Genomic DNA, 23,518 nt, shown 5'->3' on the forward strand with positions numbered 1-23,518 from the left:
AACTGATTTTTGTAATTCTATTTTTTGTTAAAAGAACTTCTTCATGAACTTCTTAAATGTGCTTTCTCCCTGTGGCTTAGGAATGGCAGCCTCACGCTTTTTCGAATGTTTTTTTTCAAGCTGGGCGTGATCTTTGTGAGCCAGAATCAAGCCGACTGCAGTGGCATATTCCGGAACCCGGTATTTGTCTTCCATGCCGCCCATTTTCTGAGGGTAGCCGAGACGAACTGAAGAAGTGTTGAATACACTCTGAGCCATCTCAACAGCACCGTTAAGCTGGGCACCGCCACCAGTAAGGATAATGCTGCCTGAAAGCTGCATCGAAGAAAGCCTGCGACAAATCTCGTCCCTTACCATTGTAAAGATTTCTTCCATTCTTGGATAGATAATCTGGCATAATTCTACTTTAGTAGTAAGCTCCGTGCTTCTGCTGCCGAATCCAGGAATCAAAACTTCCTCATTTTCGTTTTCGACCAGAGGAAGCCAGCAGCATCCATTTTCAATCTTGATTTTTTCAGCGGTGGAATTTGGAATTCCCTTTACAATCGCAATGTCGTTTGTGACAAGATTTCCGCCGATTGGAATTGAACATGTGCAAATAGGAGCGTCATTTAAAACGACGATAACATCGGTAGTTCCGCCACCAATGTCAATCAAAATCGAGCCGAGTTTCTTTTCGTCCTCAATCATGACGGCTTCGGTACAAGCCAGGGTTTTAAGCATGACCTCGTCCAGCTGGTAATTTGCCTGGTCAACACAGGTCGTAATGTTTTGAACGGCCGTGCGGCTGGCTGTAATGATATGAACGTCAGCTTCGAGACGAATGGCTATATTGTTTACAGGATTTTTAAATCCGTCTGTTCCGTCGATAATGTACTGCTGAGGAATTACATGGAGCAATTTTCGGTCAAGAGGAACTTTTATTGAATTGGCGCAATCAATTACACGCTTAACATCGTCCTCGGTGATTGCCCGCTCGCTTTTTCCATAAGAAGAAATTGCAACGGCACCCTTGGAATTGATGCTTTCAATCTGAACGCCGCCGATACCGGTTACGCATGACTGAACTTCGAGGCCTGTATTCTGCTCTACTTCATCAATGACCTCGTGAATGCACTGCTTTGTTGCCTCGATATTGACGATTGTACCGTTTCGAAGACAACCGCTCGAAGGCTTTTTTGCGACATCAACAATTTCGACAGTCTTGTCATCATTTACAACACCGATTACAGCTCGAACAAAACAAGTTCCGATGTCAAGACCAACAACTATGTTACTCAACGAATTCTCCTGTATGTTGATGAAGTGTATCAGATTTTGTCCGGTAAGTCACTGACCCGTAGCGAAGATCGATTTCCTCGACATCTGGCTCAAGCGCATTCACAACATCAAGAGCGACCATCATATACTGAAGAGCCTCTTCGCTCAGCTGTCGTCCCGTAAGGATTCTGGTCTGAGAATGAATCGGATAAAGTACCAGTTCATAGTTTCCATATTCCTTAGGAATGACATGAATTTCTGAAACAGCCGCAAAATAATTCTGTGAAAGAGAACGAATCTGATCAATCTGCTCCATCAAAGCACGATACTTTTGAGGAATTCTCATCCCCTCTGGTATATTTTCGACAGGAATTCCAGAAATTAAAGGAAGAGATGTGTCAGAATTAGCAGAAAATGAAGTTCCGTTGAAAAGAACGCCGTTTTTGTCAATTTCTACAGGTACTGTGCGTCCGTTTGCAGAAACGAAAGTCATTGCGACAGGCTTGCGTTCAGTTACATGGATATAAACTTTGTTTGGGAAGCGCTTTGAAACTTTTACGCTCTCAACTCCAGGAACAGACATCAAAAGTGATTTTGCTTCGTTTGTGCTGAAATTCATGAACTTTTTGTTTGCGCAAGGCATAATCACGCCGGACATAGTTTCCTTTGAATAAGCGGAAAGTCCTGTCCATGAAATTTCAACCTTATCAAGACAGGGAACTACGAAAAAGTAGACGCAAAGCTCACAGATGAGAAGAATTCCAAAAATAGCAGCAAAGATTTTGATGGCGTTCAATTTTGACTCCGAAACCACCTTTCTTTTTCTCCTTCCGTGAACCTCAAAATTTTCGAATCCCTGAATCACAAAATCACTCATAAATTATCTCCTCCATTTCAATATCGTCATTTGGACCGATTTCATTACGCGAAGCGTTCACCAGAAAGCCACAAATTGCCAGGGTGAACAAAATTGACGAGCCGCCCGAAGAAAAAAATGGGAGCGGAATACCCGTCGTTGGAATAACGCCGCCAACAACAGCGACGTTTATCACTGACTGTGCAACGATTGAAACAATAAAGCCGAAAGCCGCAATCGAAGCAAAGCGTGATTTTGCAGTAAGGGCACAGTGAAGTCCCCGCCATGCAAAAAGGGCAAGAAGGGCAAAATAAATCAAAACCCCGAAATAGCCCATTGACTCGGCCCAGCCGGCAAAAATGTAGTCTGACTGAACCTCTGGAATTGAATTGATTCTGGAAAGACCTGAGCCAAGCCCCTGCCCCCAAAATCCGCCCGCACAGATTGCCCTGCGGGCTGCATAGGTCTGATAGTTCAAAGTCTGTAAGTAGCTGTCCTGGTCCAAAAAGCCGATGATTCGGTTGAGCCGGTATGGCTCCAGGAAAACAAAGAGCGCACACAGGGGAACGATAATCGACATGACCGGAAGCAGCCAGAAAATTTTTGAGCCGCTTGCAATAAAAAGAAGGATTGCCAGGGCCGAAACAAAAACCGATGTCGAAAGGTCAGACTGAAGTGCAATTGAGCTGACCATAACGAAGCATACTACAACAGCCGGGAAAACAGTCTTATCAAAAGCGTCTGTAATCCGGGCCTGTTTTTCAAAATAATTTGCAAGGTAAAGGACTATGACGAACTTAACCATTTCAGAAGGCTGAAAAGTCATGAATCCAAGGCGAATCCATCGTCTCGCACCATTTACTTCAATTCCGATTCCCGGGATAAAGGTCATGATGGAAAGAAGAAGGGCAATTACCACCATGAGAGGCAGGAAACGCTTGATTGTCTCCATGCTGAAAGTCGCAAAAACGACAAAAAGCATGAAGCCCAGGCATGAACTGATCAGCTGTCTTTTTACGAAATAAAGAGAATCATTGAAAGCCCTCATTCCGTAGTTTCCAGAGCAGACATAAAGAGTGAAAATGCCGATTCCCCAGAGAAGGATTGAAAGGAGTATCAATGAAATGTCGCACTTTTTGTAATTTTCCAGAGGACGTTCGGCAACAATGCTGAAGTTCACGACTCGCCCCCCATTCCGATCAGAGGCAGAATCCGCTCAAGGCCCATTCCACGAGAGCCCTTGAGCATAATCAGGTCACCGCTTTCGGCAAATTCAGATATTTCTTTTGCGGCATCATTTACAGCCGCTTCGTCTTTGTTTCCGATATAAACCAGGCGGACGGAAGAAATTTTCTCGTCTGCAAGGGAAGATTTTCTCTCGGCGATTTCAATTGCCTTTTCAAAAGCAAAATTCATCTCAAAACCGAAGAAGACAATCATGTCAGCATCAGAAAAGAGGGCTTTTTCGCCGATTCTAGCGTGCTCTTTTTCTGATTCCTCGCCAAGCTCCAGCATATCGCCCAGAACATAGATTTTTTTGCCCTGGATTTTTGTGTCAGCGCAGAGGTCGAGGGCTTTTTCCATTGAGTCAGGATTTGCGTTGTAGCAGTCCTCAAGGACAGTAAATTTGCCCTTTTTGATTGTAGAGCGGCCACCGAGAGGCTTGAGGCTTTCAATTCCAGTCTTAATCTGCTCTGCAGTGCAGCCCAGAGTCTTTGCCAGGGCGATTGCTCCGAGGGCATTGAGGAAATTATATTTTCCAGGAAGGGAAAGGCGCATTTCAAGACCGTCAACGCTAAAGACAGTACCGGAAAGTCCTTCATCAGCAATAAGCTTTACGCTTTCATCGCAGTCGACGCCGTATTTTACGACCTTGCCCTTAACTCCTTTTTCAAGGAAAGATGCAAAATCGTCTTTTTCAGGGATAAAGGCAGCCCCGAATGAATCTATATAAGTGAAAATCTTTTTCTTTTCGTTTGCAATGTTCTGTCGGCTTCCCAAAATTCCGATGTGGGCTGTACCGATGTTGGTTATGATTGCGTAATTAGGCTTGAAGACTTCTGCAATCTCACCGATTTCGTTTACGCGGTTCATTCCCATCTCAAAAAGTCCCAGCTCATGCTCGCTGCGGATATTGAAGACGGAAAGAGGAAGACCAGTCTCTGAATTGAAGTTGCCTTTTGTGGCAATGACAGAAAATTTCTGGCGGAGGATTGATGCCGTAATTTCCTTAGTCGTTGTTTTGCCGCTTGAACCAGTCACAGCACAGCGAATAAGACGGGGAAACTTACGGACATAGGCAGCCGCCGCTTTCTGCAGGGCCTGCATTGTGTTCTCCACCAGAATAAAGGCTACATTTTTGTTATCAGCGGCCTCTTTTTTCAAGGCCTCAAGGAGATTTTTAGATGTTTTTTTAGAAATAAAAACGGCAGACGCGCCTTTTTCAAGTGCCTGAGGAATATAGGAATGCCCGTCCTGAAATTCACCGATGAGGGGAACAAAGAGAGATTTTTCCGCGATCAAACGGCTGTCAGTCTGCACGCTCGTGAAGCAAAAGTTCTGCTCCGGGAAATTCCCGTTAAGAAGAACTCCTCCCACTGCTTCAAGGGTTTCTGACAATTTCAAGAGACTTTCTATATTTTCGACACAAAGAGCGTCTGTCATTTTATAATCCACCTTTTTTAATTCGCAATTTGTAATTATCTCTTACATACTGCTCATTTATTTAATTTCAACTCGAACGATATCCTCGCTCTTTGCCTTGTGCATTCCCAGCTCTTCCTCGGCAATCTTTTCGATGCGGTCGGAACTGGAAAGAAGGCTTATGTCCGAAATCAGCTTGCGGTTCTGCTCGACGATTTCGACCTGCTTAGCCTCAAGCCGCGCAATGTCACGCTTTAATTTGGCGTAACGGTGAGCCTGAAAGGCATCCAGGGCAAGAAGGAGCGGAATCAGCACCACTGCGGCATAAGCTACGAAGCGCAACTTTGTATCATGCTTAATCTTCATTACATTGCCTCCTGCTCAATAGCCAGCTTGTGCATTTCAGTCGCGTCACGAAGTTTTCGGACAACCCGGAGCTTGGCACTTCGGCTTGGTGAATTGGTCTTCACCTCTTCGGCAGTCGGCTCTACAGGCTTTCGGGTTAAAATCTCGGCGCAAGGCTGACCACCGCAAGTGCACTGGGCCTGCTGAGGCGGACAGATGCACTTTTTGCCAAGATTCCGGAAATAATTCTTTACGATGCGGTCCTCAAGGGAATGGAAGGTAATCACTCCCAACTTTCCGCCCACAGCAAGAACATTAAAGGCGTCATGCAGAGCCTGTGGCAGCCGGCGCAACTCGGAATTCACTGCAATGCGAAGGGCCTGGAAAGTCCTTGTCGCAGGGTGAATGTTTCCGTGCTTGTAGTTACCCGGAACAGCGTTGTAAATAATCTCTGCAAGCTGCTTTGAAGACTCGATTTTGCCGCCAGTTCTTGCCTCAACGATTGCGCGGGCAATTCTGCGGCTCATCTTTTCATCGCTGTAAAGATATATCATGTTGGCGAGTTCTTCTTCCCGCCAGTTGTTTACGATGTCGCTGGCAGACTCCCCTTCCTCAAAGTTAAGGCGCATGTCTAAAGGCTCGTCATAGCGGAAAGAGAATCCCCGGCCAGATTTTTCGTAGTGATAGACCGAAATTCCAAGGTCAAAAAGAATGATGTTCGGTTTTTCTTTATCTGAAGGATAATTTGCGTAGAATTCGTTGAACCAGCCGTTGTAAAAATCCATGCGGTCGCCGTAAACAGAAAGGCGCTCGCGGGCACGGGCCTGGATTGTCTTGTCGCGGTCAAGTCCAAGAATATGAAGGGAAGGAAATTTAGACAAAAATGCGTTTGAATGGCCGCCTTCGCCAAGAGTAGAGTCAATCATGAATGCATTTTTTTCAAACGGTTCACCGACAGGGCTTAAATAAGACAAGCATTCGCCAAGCAGAACCGGTGTGTGAACAATTTCCAACTTTCTTATCCCACTTTTTTAATATTTTTTTTCAAATACTAGAAACTGATGCTGCTCAAAGCTTCTGCCGCTTCCTCAAGAGAATCTGCATTCTCACCGAGGTAGTCGTTGTAGGCCTGAGCGTCCCAAAGCTCCATGTATTTGTTGATTCCAAGAATTACGCAATCCTTAGAAAGATGAGCGTACTCGCGTAAGCTCTGCGGGATAGAAAGGCGTCCGGACTTATCAAGCTCCACTTCCTGAGCAGGAGCTATAAAGTGACGGAGAACAATGCGGTCTTTTTGATTAAATGGAGAGGCCGTCTCCATAATCTTTGACGAAATGTTTTTCCATTCATCGAGAGTATAAAGCCATAAACAGTGGTCGAAAGCCTGTGTAATGATGAGGACGTTTTTGTCTGTTTCTGCAAACAATTCGTTTCGCAATCTCGTTGGAAAAAGGATTCTTCCCTTTTCGTCCAGCGTGTTGCGGTACTCACCAGTTAACAACTCCATACCACTATTTACCACTTTACCCCACAATTTCCCACTTGATTATCATTTTATCCCCCAAATTCACTAAAGTCAACTGAAAAAATGCCGATAATGCCAGTTTTTTCAAAAATTTTAAAAATTATAAATTGCAAGATGCGGCTGGAATTTGCTAAAATCTGCTGACTGATGATAAACACCTACAACGAATCCCAACTTCACGAAAAGCTCAAAAAACTCTACGCCATGGAAGCAAACGGCTTGATGGAAGTCAAACTTGACGACACTCCCTGGATTTGCGACATTCTTGATGAAAATAAAAACGTAATTGAAATACAGACTTCAAATCTTTCGGCACTGACTGAAAAAGCCGGATACATTCTGGAGACAGGAAGAAAGCTTAAAATCGTCCACCCGATTGCAGAAAGCAAGTGGATTGAGCTTTACGGCAGGGACGGACAGCTTATCCACCGCAAGAAAAGCCCCAAAAAAGCAAGTTTTTTCGACTCGCTCAGGGGAATGACTCAAATCGCCCCGCTTTTTCTGCATGAAAACTGCGAGCTTGAAATCCTCTACTGCGAAATAAGCGAAATGAGGCGGAAAACAGAGCTGCCGAGCCAAAATCAGACAAAAAGCCGGCGCCGGCTCAAAGAATGGCTTCCAATGGGAAAAAGACTGGAAAAAATCACAAGAAAAGAAAGATTTGCTTCGAAGGAAGACTGGCTAAAATTGATTCCGGAAAGCCTTCGTACAAAAGAAGATGGAAATTACCCGACTTTCAGGACCGTTGACTTTAAAAGGGAGCTGGCAAAAGAAAAAGGAGCGAAAAACGCCAGATGGTCTCCGCTCCTGATTTGGATTCTTTTAAAAATGCAAATCCTTGAAATAAATGAAGTCAAAGGAAGAAGCAAGTTTTATAAAATCAGCAGTTAGCTATGTTTTCTAATTTTTAGCCGCTGATTCCTGAAGTTTTTCTTCCCTTGATTTTATCTCATCCTCAGCCTTTTTGATGCTTTCGAGGATTTTTGCGACATTTTCGTCTGAAGCAGCAAGGGATTCGGATCCGTCCTCAAGAAAAGCCTTGCATGCAAGCTCGCCGAGGGCAGACTTGTCTTTTTTTATCTGGGACTTGAACTGCTGGATTTCGATTTTAAGGATGCTCTCGTCACCGAATTTTGTGGCAGCCTTGCCCGCTTTATCGAGGGCCTCCTTGGAAGCTGCCCCGCCCTTATCCAGGGCCTGCTTGAGGGCGACCATGCCTTTATCAAAATATCCTTTCAACTCATCTTTTGTCATAAAGCAACTCCTGATTTTTAATTATATATCACATTCTCTTAATTGCAAGCAAGGTCAAGTCGTCGGCCTGAACGTCCTCGCTGACGCCCGTGTAATAGACGTAGTTTGTCTCCCCCTCATCAACCTTGTTCACGCAGTAATAATCGTAGCGGTTGAAGTATTTTGAAAGGAAGATGTCGATTTTGCGGTCGATTTTGATTCCATCTCCGAAAACCTGAATTACGGTCTTCTTTTTTCCTTCCAAATCCATCTCAGTCTTTTCTACCCTGCCGCTTGAGCCCGGCTTTTTGTACATTCGGAAGACTTTTTCGACAGCAGTAAGGGCAATAATCGCGTCTTCAATCGTGCCATCGCATTTAGAGAAGTCGAACTCCAGCTTTTCGCCCTCAATAGGACTGTGATAGCGGGTCAAGACATATTTTTTCTTATTCAGAACTGATTCAATGATGTCCTGAACACGGCTAGGCTCCATCTGTTCGCTCTGCTCGCCCTTTTTGTGGGTCGCGTGGACTTCTCCGGCCTTAAGGCTGGCTTCGTTACAGGCAATAACTTCAAAATCACTGTTGCGGAAGAATCTTGTCGATTCCTCAATGCCGTCAGTATAGAGGAAGAGGACGTCGTTTGACTTGAGGTGGATTTTCTCAACCTTGTAGCCGCCCTTCATTTCAACCATAAAGCTTGGCAAAGGACCGGCAGCAGGGGCTTCATGCAGGGTAATGACCTTGATTTTCCGCTCGGCTGAGTCAAAGACACGGAGGATGTTGTCGCCCGCATTGCAGGTGTAAACGTCACCGGTCTTTGTGTCAAAGAGACATATCATCATGGCGGCGAATTTGCCCCGTAAGCCAAGGGATTCGATAAAGTCGTTTATGTCCGAAGCAAGAAGATTTAGCTTTACTCCGTTCTTTTCAAATTTCCAGTTGGCAAAATAGCGGCGGAAAATCGTAGCGACAATTGTCATGATAAGGGCCGCAGGAACACCATGGCCGGAAGCATCGCATTTGATGAAGGCATACCAGCGGTCATCGAGCTTTTTGTAGTCGAAGTAGTCACCTGAAACGGCATCAGTTCCCTCGTAATAGCCGTAGAGCTGGATTTCCTTTTCCTTAAGCTCGGCGACGGTTTCCTTTTCGGCTCCCTCACTTACAAGAGGAATGAAAGCCTTTTGAACGGCCTGACCGTCAAGGTTCATGATGCTCATTTCAGCAGCCTCAGCGCGGGCCTTTGCCTCTTCTGCCTGAGCCCGGGCGGCCTTTTCACGCTCTTTTGCAGCCCGCTGATAGGCAATCTTGGCCCTTTCCTCGTCCTTGGCGCCCTTTACCAGACCCTTGGTCATTTCATTTACCGAATCGCCCAAAGTACGGAGCTCGTCCCGGGAAGTGATTTTAATCTCAACACCCTCAAGGAGAAGCTTGTTTTCAGTTTCGGTGATTTTCTTAACGTGAGAGACGATTTTCATGATTGGCTTAGTGATTACCGATGAAAGCGTGAAAGAGCTGACAAGGGCAATCAGGGCCGCGATAAGTGCCGAAGCGAATGAAATGTAGACGACAAGATTCCGGGAATCCTCGACCTGGCGCAGGAGGGTGCTGGTGCTGACCCTGAGGATTACAATGGCCTGCAAGAAGTCAGAATCATTGTTAGCCTTCTGGTAGATTACCGGCCAGTAAAAGTCATATTCAGTTACGTCATGGTCGAGCTTGTTATTGTCCATATGAGGGAAGGAAGTAAAGCTCTGGGCAGAAAATTCATTGAGTCTGCGGAAAATCAAATCCGAATTGTCGGCCGTAGTTCTGGACAGGTCATCGACGATTTTTTTAGCCTCGTCGTTTAAATACATGGACAGGGCGCGGAAATTCGAGTTCAAGGATGCGTTGACCTGAACGGTACCGGCATCAAATACAGGAGAAGTGATTTTCTCAAGGATGTCAGCATCGTTTGTAGCCCAGACATAGTTCAGTGGCTTTTTCATGTAATCGATGGAAGACTTGTCATCAACTGCGTATCCGTCGATGTGGCGGCTTATAATTGTAGCGAATTTTGACTCAGGGAAGTTGTCTGTCTGGTTTACGATGGCTCCGATTTCAACGATTTTTTCACGTCCGTCATCAAGGTAGGTCTCAAGACCGCTGGCCATGTTTCCCATTACGACTTTAACGCGGTCTTTCAGTCCGGAAATCAAGATTCTTTCCTGGACCCGCATCATTCGCGAACCGATGGCAAAGGAAATGCCCGCCACGATGAAAAGCAGCAATCCGGTAATCAAAAATCCGAATTTCACTTTCAGGGAATATCGAGTTCTCAAAGCAGAGTGAATTTTTTCCATCTTTTCCTGTTCCATATATTCTCCCGTCATAATTAAGGCGACATCTTTTCTGATTCTAATCATATCCCCGGCTGCACTTATAATGCCCCGGAAGCAGACGAAAATTCCCAGCAGAACAAGGGCTATCAGCGACCAGAAGATAAGCAGGTCCGTGTTCACGCTGTAATCGGCTTCGATTTTAGGAATGATTTTCCAAACCGGCTCAAAGTTATATTGCTTCTCGTATTTGACCGTGCCGTTTTCGCCGATCACGAGATTTTTTCTCCATGTAGAAAGGCCCCGCTCCGTGTGGCGGATTTGAACTGAGTAAATTCCGCTCTTCATTCCATCGATTTTGATTCCTGAAATTTTTTCCAGGGAAGAGCTGCCCTTTTCAATCGAATAGTCTCCCTCATCCTTTTTGAAGACGAATTTCTTGCCGCTTTCCTTTTGCGTGAGGATGACTTCTGAAATTTCACCGTCATAAGAAAATTCCTCGCCCGATACGGAAATCGAAACATTTCCCAAATCATCAGGCAGGGCCTCGACGTTGCGGATTAAAGTGGCGGCCTTGTATTTGTTCAGGAATAAGAGGCAGTTTTCAGCCTCGCCCGCATTTCCAACCGAGTCAATCGCCCGGACAGAGAAAACATAAAGTCCGTTATCCCGGTTTCGGTAGGCTGCGCTGGCTTTTGAGGAAGCAATCTTTGAGCCAGGAATTTTTGCCCGGGAAAGGGCATCCTCGTTCTGCTCCAAAAGACCCGCAAGGATTTCGCTGCTTTCTTCGGGGGTGATTTCAAGTTTTTTTGTTTTTGTTACCGCAAGATTTTTTTCAAGCGGAGCGATTCTTGTCAAAGTCCATGAGTAGCCCGCAATCTCGTCGCTGTCGCTCAAATCATTCTGCCATGAGAAAGCGACGTCATTGCTGGAAGCAAAGCCCCACTCGTCCTTGTCAAAGCTGATGTCAGTGACTTTTTGCGGCGGAGTACAGTCATAATAGTATTCAAGGCTTGCCGTGTCAGACCAGTTTCCGGCCTTGTCGAGAACGCAGGCCTTAAAATAAATTATCTGGTCAGCTTTTAAATCCGTCTGAACCTTTGCTGAAATCACGTTGTCGCCAGTTTTTCTGTAGTGGGAAGACAAAACGTTCCTGTCTGGCTGGGCGTCTTTGTCGCTCGTCCAGATTCCAGACCAGCCCTCAATTCCAGAAATATCACTTGGCATCAGGACCCGGACGGAAGGATTCTTTTCTCCCCCACGCTTTCCGGCCCTAAAGTTTCTGGCGGAAATCTCAGGTTTTGGAGCCCGGTAATCCTCGCAGAGCATGGAAATTGAAGTTGAAGCAGAATCTTCCTGCCATGCAAGACAGAGAGAGGAATTTTCGGCAAGGATAAAGGCGCATGGGAAAGTCGCAGAAATCTTTTTATCCTGACGCCACTGAATTGAATCAACCTCAATCCACTGAACGCCCAGGTTTTCCGCCAGATGGACATTGTTTACGCCGTTACGGTCATCAAACCAGAGGGCAAAGAATTTTCCGTGGAATAAAAACAATGACGGACGGCGGCCGTTTCCAAAAGCGTTAAGGGACTCGACATCTGCCCGGTCAAGGATTCTACCATCAGGAGAAAGGGGGGCTACCATTACCGTGGCAGTGCTTCCGGTTTTTGAGGTGCGCTCCCAGACAATTTTTGTGTTCTGCCCGTCCGAAAGAACGAAGGGACGGAAATTCTTAAAATCAAGGTAAGATGAACTGTCCGGCATTGAAGACCAGTCGGTTACGATGAAAGGCTCGCTCCAGATGCCGCCCGGAGCCCTTGATGAAGCGTAAATCAGGGATGTGCTTGAGTCTTTTGCATTCCAGCCCTCAAAGAAGACAAAGTCATTTCCATTGATGTTCGTGAAGAAAGGAGAAAATGCGTTTGAAATCGAAGAAGCCGGATTGAAGAACTTGAGGCTCGACCAGTTTTTGCCGTCAGCTGACTCAGAATATAAAATCGAGAAGGAAGACTCGGTCGGGCTCTGCTTTCCTTCACCCAGAGAAATGAAAAGGATAAATGAACCGTCTTCCGAAGCAAAGATTCTCGATGAAGTTATCTGCTTTTTTTGAGGCGGGAAAGTATATTCAGAAAAAGATGCCGCATTGTCCGAAGAAGAATAAACCTTGACTACGCCGTTGGCCGCAGAAGAATCAATTACAGAAACGGCGATTCTTCCCAGCGGAGAAAGGGCCGCAGAATACATATCAGGAACGTCATCGCCTGAATATTTAAAGGCTTCCTTGAGGCTGAAGGTGTCTGACCAGAGAAGGTCATCTTTTTTCTGCCGCCAGGAAATCTTTATCTCCTGCCTTGCCTTGTCCACCGACTCATAAAAAATGTAAGCGTTGTGGGAATCATAAAGGGCCAGAGGGAAATATGAATTTTTAGACGAAAGCCTTTCAACCGAATCCCAGAAAAACCTTTCCCTGTTCTGAGCGCCAAGATTTGCCGCAAAAAGGAAGACTAGAAGGAAAAGGAAGAGCCTTAAAAAGCTGAAGGACAGGCCTGAGCGAGAAAAACTTTTACTTTTTTTCTGGGACTTTCTTAAAAATCCCGAATCCATGCGGCAATCCATAATTTCCTACAGTCGTTTGAGAAGACGGTTGTTCAAATCTATGACTTTGCGGCTTTTTTTAGCGGCCGCTCCTTTCAAAAGATTGTCCATTATACCTTTTGCATCGGCAAAACGCCTCTGGTTAAAGAGTCGGGCAGCTTCAGCATACATCTTTTCGTCATTCTGAGAAAGAATTGCCGTGGCGCTGGCACCGATTTTAAGCTGAATCTGAAGCTTAAGCTCCTTTGCAGCCTTGCTGGTTCCGTCAATTGCAATCGCCTCGTTGGCAAGAAGCAGGGCCTTGTTGAGTTTAGCCTCGTCACTACCCGCATCCTTGAAGGCTTTCTTAGCCTCGGCAATTTTTGAATCGGCAGAGCGCTTGACTTCTTTTTTAACTTCCTTTTTCGGGAACATTCCAAGAGAGTCCTTTATATCGTAAATTTCCTGGGCCAGCCCCGGATATTTTGGGTTAATCGCATACAGGTCTTCCAGGTCGGCCAGGCGCTCGTTTTTGTTGGCATTGAGGCGGGCCGCGTTGTACTGGTTTTCAAACTGACGGGGGAAGCCTTCCGGGTCGAGTTCCTGCTGAATTTTAAGGGTAATGAGACGGGCTTCCTTGTTGAGGGGATAAACGTTCTGCACGTTACGGATATTTGTAAGGGCAAGATTGAAGGCTTCGTTGGCCTTTACCGTATTTCCGTCATTCTTGAGCTTGACGCCCTTTTCAAAGCTCTGCTTAGCCATATCAAGACTGTAGGAAAGCTCAGGATAGTGGGGGTCAGACTGGAGCAAAACACGGCCGTATTCAATACTCTTAATGGTCTTTACGATGTTGAGCATGTCTTCGATTTCTGAGTCTTCTTCCGTGCTGACTTTTGACCAGCGGGACTGAGCCGTAACAAGAAGGGTTTCCGCAGTATCAAAGCTGCTCGAATAATAGGCGATTGCCGCCTTGTCCTTGAGGGCAAAGACTTCACGCAAGACTTTCTCATACTCTGCCCGCTGAATCTTTACGGCAAGCTCGTTCAAGGTTTCCTCACGCATTGCGCGGATTTTTTCTGAGTATTCTATGTCCAGGGCCTCGGCGTATTTTTCCGAGGCTGAATCAACCGCAATATTGGCGTTTTCAAAGTCTTCTTTTTTGAAAGCCCTGAGTGCGATTTCATACTGTTCGTCAGCATTTCTGATGAGATTTTCGTAGTCCCTGATTTTTGGAATCGCTTCCTCGGCCAGAGTCTGATTTTTAGCATAAAGAGAATCGAAATCCAGAATGATTTTATCCAGGGCAAGGGTTCCCTTGTTGTAGTCACTTTCGCTCATGCGGTACTCTTCTCCGCCGTTAAGCACTTCCCTCTTTTCAAGAAGCTCCGTCTTTTTGATGCTGATTTCCTGATTTATCTTAAGGGCAGAATCTTTTGCCTCAATCGGATATTTCTTTATGAACTCAGAAGAAAAATCAGAGTCCGAAGAAGAGGCCAGGCCGCCGGTCAGAAGTTTTTCCGTATCAGAGCAAAGTTTTTCATAGTGGTCATAGTCTTTTTTTGCCAGGGCTGAATATGCGCTTGCCATGTAGCCCCAGAGTCCTTTGGCATGATTTCTTGCTTCCTTAAGGTTCTGCTCATTGAGGGAGAGGAAGTAGCCGATTTGCTTACGGAAATCAAGGGGATTGTCTGAAATCTGAACTCCGGCCGTAGTCCGCTTTTGGGCCCCGGAAATCCTCAGTCTGCCGCCGCTGATTCTACGCAGTTCCTCGATTTCCTTTTCGCGCTCAGATTTTTTGTCAAAGAATTCCTTCTGTTTTTTTTCTTCCTCATTTACGAGTGAGATATAAGACTTGGAATCAGCTTTAATCTGCTCATAGCGGAGAAGTTTTTTGAGGTTGTAGGCAAGAACCGGATCCGAGAAGTCATTTTTGTCGATTTTCTCAGGATTGGCTTTTTCCCAGGCCAGCTCCTGGGCACTCTTATAGGCAAGGGACAAATCCGAAAGATATTCGCTGACAAAGCTCATAGATGATGCATAGCCGGAAAATTTCTCACCGACAGTGCTTCCGTCAAGATTCTTTTCGAGGTTATAGAGGTCATGGACATAGCGGGCAAACTGAGAATACATTTTTGCCACAGCGACATTTTTCTGCTCGGCATCGATTTTATTGGCCAGAGAGTAGATTTTACCCTCAGGAAGATTTGTAATAAGCAGGTTAAGGGTTTCAAGAACAGCTTCGTTAGTTTTATCCTTCATTCTCTCAACGCGGCTGTTGAAATAAGCGTCAAAGGCTCCGATTATGCCGGTGTCAGGATTTGATTCGTCACCGAGAATGAATTTCTGATGGAAGGTGATGTAAGAAGTTCCGTAAAGAAGTGGGTTACGCTCGTTGGCAAGTATGTCTGCCGCCTCAAGGACTTTGGCATCGGCAATAATTTTATTGCGCAGGGCGGCATATTTTTCAAAGGCGGCGTTCACATTTTTCAGGGCTGCTGAAATTGAATTGACATCCCGGGCAGAAACAGCCCTCATGTACTCGTTGAAAGCCTTCTCGCAGTCATTGATCCTTGACTCCATGCTCGCAGAAACAAGATTTCCGGCTACAAGGCTTCGGATATTGCTGACTGACTTTCTGACAGGCTCGGTTATGTCGCTCTCGTAGACGACAGGAGTACCTTCCGCGGCAAAGGAATGATTTTCGACATCAAAAACCAGATCCGAGACTTCATTTTTGATTGCAAAGCCTTCCTCAAATTTTACGGCCGCATCAGAGAATTTTTCACTTCTGACAAGGGCAACTCCTTCCCTCATGATTCTATCGTAAAGGATAAGGATTTCGCCCAGAGTTACAGTTCTTCGGGCCAGGTTTGTGAATTCAATGACATTTTCGTTTGACTCAAGTTCGGAACTTTCAAGCTCAGCGATTTTTGCCAGCTTTTCAGACTTTGACTCATCGCCGTTCCTGATAAGCTCAACGAGGGAATCTGCCCCCTTGTTGTATTCCTCGCGCAGCTTCATTACCCGGGAAATTCTTTTTTGAGCCCGGTCGAAGTCATTGGGGTGGGCGGCTATATATCTTGAAAGCTCCCTGAGGGCATCGTTGTAGGCCGTGGTGTCGATAAGAAGGTCAATCTGCTTTAAAGACAAAACTTCCCCTGCCTCATTTTCAGCATTTTCTGAAAAAAGAATAGAGGAATGAAAAAGAGAAATAATCAAAATCAAGGCTAAATGTCTTTTTGGCATTTCCTTATTACAAGCGACAAGCCTCCCATTCTATTTTTCGGTATTTTTAATAAGTTTAGCAAGATATTTATCCGAAAATATATTATAATATAATATGATGAAAAAAATCTTCTCCGTAAGCATTTTTTTTATTTTTCTCACACAGGTCCAGGCCCTGGATTTAACGTATGCCCAGTCCACTCTGGCTGATATCTTTCCGTCTTCAATCGATCCAAACGAGGGAAATACGGTTTTCCGCTCAATGAACATTCCATGCGGCGGCCGAACTGAAGCACTGGGCACGGCATTCAGCGCCCTCTGTGACGATTCAACCTTCTTCGACTACAATCCGGCCGCAAGCGCAATTCTCGAGCAGACGGAAGTTTCCCTTTCCCATAACGCATGGATTGCAGATTCAGCCCTGGAGACCCTTGCCCTCACCCGCCGAAACGGCAACACGGGCTACGGTGCCCAGCTCAAATGCTTTTACGTTCCCTTCAGCGAATACAATCTTTACGGTGACAGGGTGGCAGCAAGCTACTACAGCGAAACTTCCGCCACATTCAACCTTTCACACACTTTTTTAGCAGGCTACAATTTCAAGGGAATTTCTACCGGAGCAAATTTCAAGCTGGCCTGGCGCAGCATACCTGACTATACGGACAACCGCGATGACTCAATAATCTCAGGCTCAGGACTCGAGCAGTCGGCCCTGGGAATCATGGGCGATCTTGGCGCAATAGCATGCTTCAACGCCCTCAAATTCTATCAGGACAGGGATCCCAACCTCAAAGTCGCCCTGACCCTCAACAATTTCGGCGCATCCCTCACAGGCTTCGGCTCTTCAATTAAAAAGGACGATGACACGCCCGCAAGGATTTCAGCAGGACTTTCCTACCGCCCCTTTGCAAGACTGCTCATTACAAGCGAATTAAGAAAGCATGTCCTTTTAAGCGATTTTTCTTCCAGCGGCAAGATTTCATTCGCTACAGGAATCGAAGCAAAAGTTACGCCGGTATTCGCCTTTCAGTGCGGCTTTCTCCTGCAGGGAGCCAATCCAAGGTTCAGTCTGGGCAGCGAATTTGACATCAAGAGAATCAAGATGGACGTGGCCTACACCCTGGACTTAACAAGCTCGGCAAATCCAGTCAACCACATCAGTCTGAGCGCAAAAATGCAGCTGGGAGACCGGGGCAGAAAAGCCACGATGGCCCAGGTTGACCAGCTTTACCTAGAAGGCCTTCAGTTTTACGCCGAGGGCTACTACAACGAGGCAATCATGAGGTGGGAAGAGGCAATAAAAAAGGCCGCCTCACAACCTCTCTGCATGAAGTTTGAGCCGGCCATTCAGGCGAGGGACGCTGCACTCAACTTCAACAAGCAGAAAAGCAAGCTCGAAGACATGTACAAGGTCACTCTTGAAGATTAACAATTCTATTTTTTAGGCGAGAAGGTCCTGAAGTTCATCCATGGGAAAATCAGGTGCTCCCTTTCAAGTTTAGTCAGCCATTCAGTGCTTACTGTATTTGAGCCGAGGGCGTCAAAAACAATCATAAAGGCCTTGATTGACTCCTTGAATCTTTTTGTAGCGTATTCCGGGAAATAACCGTCATGAATCATTTTGCTCCACTCACCGCTTTCGGCAAGCATGAGTTCCCTCGCGCCCAGATTCAAAAGGCGGACTTTTAAGCCTGTCTCGTTAGGGAAGCGGTCAGACAAATCAACCATGCGCTCACTCATCTTTCGGGTGTAGCGGATCATCCAGTCATTTGAGCTGTCAAGCAAATCTTCGCCGTAGCTGTTGCCCTGAGCGGCTCCAGGATATGGAGTGATTTTCTGAAGTGAGAAAATATTGCCGATTAAAGGAGCCGGACCTGAAAGCTTGATGTCAGAAGCGGCTGTTTCGCGGATGAGGCTTTCGAGCCAGATGCAGCCCTCTGCCCAGTCCTGACCTATATTCTTGGCGTCAATTACGCAGAGAAGGGATGCCGGACTTTGGCCCAGACATTCCTCTGCGGCGTCAAGCTTAGCTTTTTTTGACTCAAAGAAAGTGACTGCATCCTTGTGAGCCTGGATTACAGCATCGTCTTCATTGTAAGAAGCGTCTTCAGAATTGTTCCAATAGCGGAAATATGAAGGAATTCGAGGCATTCCGTCCTCAATCAAGCCTGAGTCAACGAGAGCCTGGAAAGGAACTTCATAAGCGGCGTCCTTGCCCTGATTCTTGTAGACAGGATTTGAAGAGAAGCCGTTTTCACCGACGATATCCTCCGGCGTGTCAGGATCCTGACAGAAAAGAGCCAGGGAAGATTTTGAAAGGCTGGTAGTGTTGTCAAGATTGCATCTTACCGGCGAGAAAATGCCCTTTTCAGGAACAGTTTCGCTGAAAAGAACTGAACGGATGTCAACGATTGTATATTTGAAGCCGTAAGAACGGAGAACCTGCTCTACTCCCGGAGTGTAGCCCATAAAAGGAAGATAGAAGCCCTCTGGATTCATGCCGAAATAATGGCGGTGAGAATAGAGGCCGACTTCAACCTGGGCGTTAAGGATTTCAGTCATGTCGCCAAAATGAGGCAGGAAGGCAAAAGTGCCGCAGGTAGCAAGAAGCTCAAGATTTCCCTTACTGGCAAAATATGCGAATTCCTTGATAAGGTTCTGTGAATAAAGCTGGGTAAAATCAGCCAGGTCTTTTTTGGCTTTTGCAAGGCAGGCCTGGGCGTTTCTGAGAAGATCTGAATCATCAGCAAGGCGGGCAACCTCAGCCTCACCAAAGGCGATGCGTTTTTCAAGCCAGTTTATGTACTGAGACTTAATCAAATCATCATCAAGAAGGGAACACAAGGACGGAGAAAGAACAAGGGCAAGCTTAAAATCGATTCCGTCATTCTCAAGACGATGGAACATGTTCACGAGAGGCAGATATGTTTGAGAAATAGCCCCGAAAAGGATGTCATTCTGGAGCGCATACTGCTTTTCGTCCTCATGACGGATATATCCCTGATGACCAACTATTGTTAAAACAAGATTCTTAGCCATTTACCCTACTCCACAAAAGACTGTCTGTATTTTTCATAATGAGATTTGAGCAATTTTTTGATGCCGGAAACCTCAAGGATTTTTGGAACGTCAAACTCCTGCCCAGGAAAAGCCTTGGAGAAAATCGCAGGCGTCTGAGGAAGAGCGATTTTTTTCGAAATCGTGAGGCTGTCATAAGTTCCGTTGACAAAAAATGCAACCAGATCAACACGCAGGAACTTTCTGCCAGTTTCAATGAGGATATACTGATTGCGGTCTGTCAGAGAAACCTGCAGGTCATAATAATCAACAGGCGTTGAATCCTCTTCGTTTTCAAAATATGAAACCCGAAGAACCATATTCTTGAAGCGGGAAGACTCCGAAATCTTTTTGAGGGCCTCGGCACTGATATCCCAGTAAACAAAGGCCCAGGCCGGATTCCGAAGAATCACAGAAAGCTCGGTCTCATTGAATGAAGAAGGAATTTCCGTGTTTTCAAGGGGAATATCGCCATTCTCATTCATGACCGGAGCCTTTAGGGCAGGCTGGTTAGATTCCTGGGCAACTTCAAGAAGCTCACCGATTATAAAGCGGCGGTTAAGGTTGTCCGGGATGTCAATTCCGTAATCATCTGCAAGAGCAATGAGATCTGCAGAAGACAGGGTTTCAAGATATGCCAATGTTAAGATTTTATTTTCCATATAGTCCTAATTTTTATTAGTTTACAATTGTCTTAAAAAACGCAATAAAAATCAATAGAGTTATTGAAAAATAGGGAAACTGTTGTAAAATAATATTAAAGAGGACTATTGTGAAATCAGTTTTTGCCAGCGAAAAGTTATGTGATTTTATCTCTACGGCCCAAAAATCAGGCTATACCCTGCAGGAAATGAACGATTTTCTCCAGGATACCATCACTGATTTTGCAGAGGACCTTCAGCTGGGCAGGCTTTCCGTCACGGTTTCAAATCCTCAGACTGTCTACGAGCCTCTGGGGCTCAACACTGAAATTTTAAGCTATACAAGTCCCAAGGGCTTCAATTCCGACACATACGAAAAATTTTACTTTACCGAGGAAAACGGCTTCATAAAATTAAAGGCCAACCTTCTTCCCAACGTAATCTGGACAAAAGAAAACAAAAAGCTGATTGACTGCTACGTTGACCTGTCATACATCCTCTGCAGCCGCATCAGGCTCCTAAACATCATGGCGGCGGTCAAAATCACCGATTCCCTCACAGGTGCCCTCAATCTGCACGGTTTCCAGGAAGTCGTAGCAGAAATTCTATCAATGCAGAAAATCCAGTATTATTCGGTCATCCTGCTCAACTTCAAGAATTTCAAATACATCAATCAGAAGGTCACGACCGACAACGGTGACATCATCCTCCGCAAATACAGCATGATGGTTCAGGGCTTTCTGGAAAAGCAAGGCTACATTGCAAGATTGGGAAGCGACAACTTTCTGGTCCTGGTCCCCAAAGAAAAGCTCAAGGATTTCATCCGCTTTATCGAAGGAATCTCAATTTCGGTCAACAACAAGGGCACGGTCGAAGACGTCAAAATCAACGTAAGGGCCGGCATTTACGAAACAAACGAAGAAACAACATTCGGCGATATCATGTCAAATTCCGCGGTCGCTCTTGATACGGCACGGCATTCCCGCCATCACGACATTATTTTCTTCCGGCAGGAAATGCTTGAAAAGGCAATCCACGACAAAAGTATCTCCAATATGTTCATGGATTCTCTCGCCAAAAACGAATTCAAAGTCTATTACCAGCCAAAGGTTGATTTGATCACAAACACGCTCTGCGGTTGCGAAGCTCTTTCCCGCTGGTACGCACAAAGGCTGATTACTCCGGCCGAATTCATTCCGATTCTTGAGGCAGAAGGCACAATTAAAAACCTCGATTTTTACGTGCTTGAGGTCGTGTGCAAAAATATCCGTGAATGGATGGACAAAGGAATTGAACCTGTCCTAATCTCAACGAACTTCTCAAAGCTGCATCTTTCCGATGAAAATTTCGAGAATCATATCATCTCCGTCCTTCAAAAATACAATGTCCCGTCAAAATATCTGGAACTTGAGCTTACCGAGCTTTCCGATTACCAGTATTTTGACCGTCTCGTGCGTTTCGTAAACACCATGAAAGCAGCCGGCTTCAAAATCTCAATCGATGACTTCGGAACAGGCTTCTCATCAATGAGCCTGGTGCGTAACCTCAATCCGGACGTAATCAAGCTGGACAAGTCCCTCATCGACAACGTAGCCGCCGGAGACGACCAGAAAGCCAAAACCGACCGGGTAATCAGCCGCTCAATAATCAACATGGCTCACGAACTTGGCATCAAAGTAATAGCCGAGGGCGTCGAAACCAAAGAACAGGCAGAATTTTTAAAGGAAAACAATTGTTTCATGGCCCAGGGCTTCCTATTCGACAAAGCGCTGGAGCATGACGAATTTGAAAAAAGATTAGTAAGTAGGATTTATAATATTTAGTACACTAGCTATAAACAAAAAAAGGTGGCCTCCCGTCGGAAACTAAGCGAGCACGACAACGATTGTGCTCGTGTCAAAAATGTCGCGGTGAACAAGTTCAAGCGACATTTTGCCAGAACTCCGACTCCGGCCACCTTTTTTAGATAGACTGCCAATATAAATCAGCTTTCTATTTTTTCAGCTTCTTCAATTAGAATGAGCCTGCAACTGCTACAGCACATGCAACAGTACATCCAACCATTGGGTTGTTGCCCATGCCCATGAAGCCCATCATCTCAACGTGTGCTGGAACTGATGAAGAACCTGCGAACTGAGCGTCTGAGTGCATACGACCCAAAGTATCTGTGAAGCCGTATGAAGCTGGGCCTGCAGCCATGTTATCAGGATGCAATGTACGACCTGTACCGCCGCCTGAAGCTACAGAGAAGTATTTTTTGCCGTTCAAGAGGCGCTCTTTTTTGTATGTGCCTGCAACTGGGTGCTGGAAACGAGTTGGGTTTGTAGAGTTTCCTGTGATAGAAACATCAACATCCTCGTGCCACATGATTGCAACGCCTTCGCGAACGTCGTCTGCACCGTAGCATTTTACGATGAGGCGGTCTGGGTTTGAACCATAAGGAATTTCTTTTACAACTGTGAGGGCCTTGTCTGTACCCTCGCCGTTGAAGTAGTCGAACTTAGTCTGAACGTATGTGAATCCGTTGATGCGGCTGATGATCTGAGCTGCGTCTTTTCCGAGACCGTTAAGGATAACGCGGAGCTTGTTTTTGCGGACTTTGTTAGCGTTAGCAGCGATTTTGATTGCGCCCTCAGCTGCTGCGAATGACTCGTGACCAGCCAGGAATGCGAAGCACTGTGTCTCCTCAGAAAGAAGACGAGCACCCAAGTTTCCGTGTCCGAGACCAACTTTGCGGTCATCAGCTACAGAGCCTGGAAGACAGAAAGCCTGGAGGCCTTTACCGATGTTAGCGGCAGCTGTAGAACCAGTTTTGTCGCCTGTTTTCTCAGCTTCTTTGATAGCGATTGCTGAACCGAGAACGTAAGCCCATTTAGCATCTTCGAAACAAATCTGCTGTGTAGACTGACAAATCTCGTATGGATCGAAACCACGAGCTTTGCAGAGGTCACGAGCTTCGTTGAGACCAGCCTCGCCCTCTTTGAAACCATATTCTTTAAGAGCCTTATTCACCTGAGGAATGCGGCCTGCGAAATCTTCAAATAATGCCATAATTCTATTCCTCCTAATTACTCTTTGCGTGGGTCGATGAGTTTAACCATGCCCTGATCAGCTGTTACACGACCGTAGTGTGTGCGAGCCTTCTCGATAGCCTCTTTTGGCTCAACGCCAGCTTTGAGAGCGTCCATCAATTTACCGAAGTTGATACAGTTGTAACCGATAATCTGGTTGTCTTTGTCGATTGCACATGTCTCAACGTAACCTTCTGTCATTTCGAGGTAGCGAGGACCTGTTTTGCGTGTAGCAAACATAGTTCCGACCTGGCTTCGGAGGTTCTTTCCCAAGTCTTCGAGAGAAGCACCAACTTTGAGACCGTCTTTTGAGTATGCAGACTGTGAGCGTCCGTAAACAATCTGGAGGAAAAGCTCACGCATAGCTGTGTTGATAGCGTCGCAAACGAGGTCAGTGTTAAGAGCCTCAAGCAAAGTTTTTCCAATCAAGATTTCTGAAGCCATAGCAGCTGAGTGAGTCATGCCTGAGCAGCCGATTGTCTCAACCAAAGCCTCTTCGATGATACCGTTCTTAACGTTCAAAGAAAGTTTGCAAGCGCCCTGCTGTGGTGCACACCAACCGATACCATGTGTAAATCCAGATACATCTTCGATTTTTTTAACCTGAACCCACTCGCCCTCTTCAGGGATTGGGGCCGGACCATGATATGCGCCCTTAGCCAAAGGACACATATGTTCCACTTCTGCAGTGTAAGTCATGTAATGCTCCTTACATAAAAGTATAGAAAAGATTAGACCCGAAACGAAAATCCCAAGAAA

At 45.8% G+C, this 23,518-nt stretch carries 17 protein-coding genes; 3 read left to right on the forward strand and 14 right to left on the reverse strand.

Annotated features, from left to right (window positions below):
• Positions 1–27: 27 nt before the first annotated feature.
• Genes ftsA through mraZ form a run of 7 tightly spaced genes read right to left on the reverse strand, consistent with a single transcriptional unit; the run spans position 28 to position 6,611 of the window.
• On the reverse strand, positions 28–1,281 hold the full coding sequence (gene ftsA, locus HNP76_RS04330; protein WP_184657852.1) for a cell division protein FtsA: 1,254 nt from the start codon (positions 1,279–1,281) through the stop codon (positions 28–30).
• Positions 1,274–2,137 carry a cell division protein FtsQ/DivIB gene (locus HNP76_RS04335; RefSeq protein ID WP_184657854.1) on the reverse strand — a complete coding sequence of 288 codons (864 nt, stop codon included), beginning with the start codon at positions 2,135–2,137 and terminating at the stop codon, positions 1,274–1,276. The genes ftsA and HNP76_RS04335 overlap by 8 nt, the downstream gene beginning before the upstream one ends.
• Entirely contained in the window at positions 2,130–3,296 is a 1,167-nt protein-coding gene (locus tag HNP76_RS04340) for an FtsW/RodA/SpoVE family cell cycle protein (protein ID WP_184657856.1), read from the reverse strand. Before HNP76_RS04340 ends, HNP76_RS04335 begins: the two co-directional genes overlap by 8 nt.
• Entirely contained in the window at positions 3,293–4,780 is a 1,488-nt protein-coding gene (locus HNP76_RS04345; protein WP_184657859.1) for a UDP-N-acetylmuramoyl-tripeptide--D-alanyl-D-alanine ligase, read from the reverse strand. Before HNP76_RS04345 ends, HNP76_RS04340 begins: the two co-directional genes overlap by 4 nt.
• Positions 4,781–4,837: 57 nt before the next feature.
• The gene (locus HNP76_RS04350; RefSeq protein ID WP_184657861.1) at positions 4,838–5,125 is read right to left on the reverse strand and encodes a septum formation initiator family protein; all 288 of its coding nucleotides are present in this window, start codon (positions 5,123–5,125) and stop codon (positions 4,838–4,840) included.
• Positions 5,125–6,117, reverse strand: a complete 993-nt coding sequence (gene rsmH / locus HNP76_RS04355) for a 16S rRNA (cytosine(1402)-N(4))-methyltransferase RsmH (protein WP_184657863.1) — start codon at positions 6,115–6,117, stop codon at positions 5,125–5,127. The genes HNP76_RS04350 and rsmH overlap by 1 nt, the downstream gene beginning before the upstream one ends.
• A gap of 38 nt (positions 6,118–6,155) precedes the next feature.
• Positions 6,156–6,611, reverse strand: coding sequence for a division/cell wall cluster transcriptional repressor MraZ (gene mraZ / locus HNP76_RS04360; RefSeq protein WP_184657865.1), 456 nt, complete (start codon positions 6,609–6,611; stop codon positions 6,156–6,158).
• Between the two features lie 165 nt (positions 6,612–6,776).
• Between mraZ and HNP76_RS04365 the strand changes: the two genes are divergently transcribed.
• Entirely contained in the window at positions 6,777–7,520 is a 744-nt protein-coding gene (locus HNP76_RS04365; protein WP_184657867.1) for a DUF8091 domain-containing protein, read from the forward strand.
• Positions 7,521–7,529: 9 nt separating this feature from the next.
• On the opposite strand, the gene HNP76_RS04370 is transcribed toward HNP76_RS04365, so the two are convergent.
• From HNP76_RS04370 to HNP76_RS04380, 3 genes are read right to left on the reverse strand one after another with little or no spacing between them, the layout of a single operon-like run.
• Positions 7,530–7,883, reverse strand: a complete 354-nt coding sequence (locus HNP76_RS04370) for a hypothetical protein (protein ID WP_184657869.1) — start codon at positions 7,881–7,883, stop codon at positions 7,530–7,532.
• A 28-nt stretch (positions 7,884–7,911) separates the two neighbouring features.
• Positions 7,912–12,804: a SpoIIE family protein phosphatase gene (locus tag HNP76_RS04375; RefSeq protein ID WP_184657871.1), complete on the reverse strand. Its 4,893-nt coding sequence runs from the start codon at positions 12,802–12,804 to the stop codon at positions 7,912–7,914.
• Positions 12,805–12,810: 6 nt separating this feature from the next.
• Positions 12,811–16,011, reverse strand: coding sequence for a hypothetical protein (locus HNP76_RS04380; RefSeq protein WP_184657873.1), 3,201 nt, complete (start codon positions 16,009–16,011; stop codon positions 12,811–12,813).
• 94 nt (positions 16,012–16,105) lie between these two features.
• On the opposite strand from HNP76_RS04380, the gene HNP76_RS04385 reads away from it, so the two are divergent.
• Positions 16,106–17,419, forward strand: a complete 1,314-nt coding sequence (locus HNP76_RS04385; RefSeq protein WP_184657875.1) for a UPF0164 family protein — start codon at positions 16,106–16,108, stop codon at positions 17,417–17,419.
• A 5-nt stretch (positions 17,420–17,424) separates the two neighbouring features.
• On the opposite strand, the gene HNP76_RS04390 is transcribed toward HNP76_RS04385, so the two are convergent.
• Both HNP76_RS04390 and HNP76_RS04395 read right to left on the reverse strand, forming a co-directional pair.
• A complete protein-coding gene (locus tag HNP76_RS04390; protein ID WP_184657877.1) occupies positions 17,425–19,029 on the reverse strand; it encodes a 1,4-alpha-glucan branching protein domain-containing protein in 1,605 nt (534 codons plus the stop codon).
• A 5-nt stretch (positions 19,030–19,034) separates the two neighbouring features.
• Positions 19,035–19,709 (reverse strand): DUF4912 domain-containing protein, encoded by a 675-nt coding sequence (locus HNP76_RS04395; RefSeq protein WP_184657879.1) that lies wholly within the window; start codon positions 19,707–19,709, stop codon positions 19,035–19,037.
• Between the two features lie 110 nt (positions 19,710–19,819).
• On the opposite strand from HNP76_RS04395, the gene HNP76_RS04400 reads away from it, so the two are divergent.
• A complete protein-coding gene (locus HNP76_RS04400) occupies positions 19,820–21,511 on the forward strand; it encodes a putative bifunctional diguanylate cyclase/phosphodiesterase (protein ID WP_184657881.1) in 1,692 nt (563 codons plus the stop codon).
• Between the two features lie 190 nt (positions 21,512–21,701).
• Here HNP76_RS04400 and HNP76_RS04405 read toward each other — a convergent pair whose 3' ends face one another.
• Together HNP76_RS04405 and HNP76_RS04410 are read right to left on the reverse strand one after the other, a co-directional pair.
• Positions 21,702–22,739: a GGGtGRT protein gene (locus HNP76_RS04405; protein WP_184657883.1), complete on the reverse strand. Its 1,038-nt coding sequence runs from the start codon at positions 22,737–22,739 to the stop codon at positions 21,702–21,704.
• Between the two features lie 17 nt (positions 22,740–22,756).
• The gene (locus HNP76_RS04410; RefSeq protein WP_184657885.1) at positions 22,757–23,458 is read right to left on the reverse strand and encodes an iron-sulfur cluster assembly scaffold protein; all 702 of its coding nucleotides are present in this window, start codon (positions 23,456–23,458) and stop codon (positions 22,757–22,759) included.
• Positions 23,459–23,518 lie beyond the last annotated feature (60 nt).

The organism is Treponema ruminis (genome assembly GCF_014201975.1).
Taxonomy (GTDB): Bacteria; Spirochaetota; Spirochaetia; order Treponematales; family Treponemataceae; genus Treponema_D; species Treponema_D ruminis.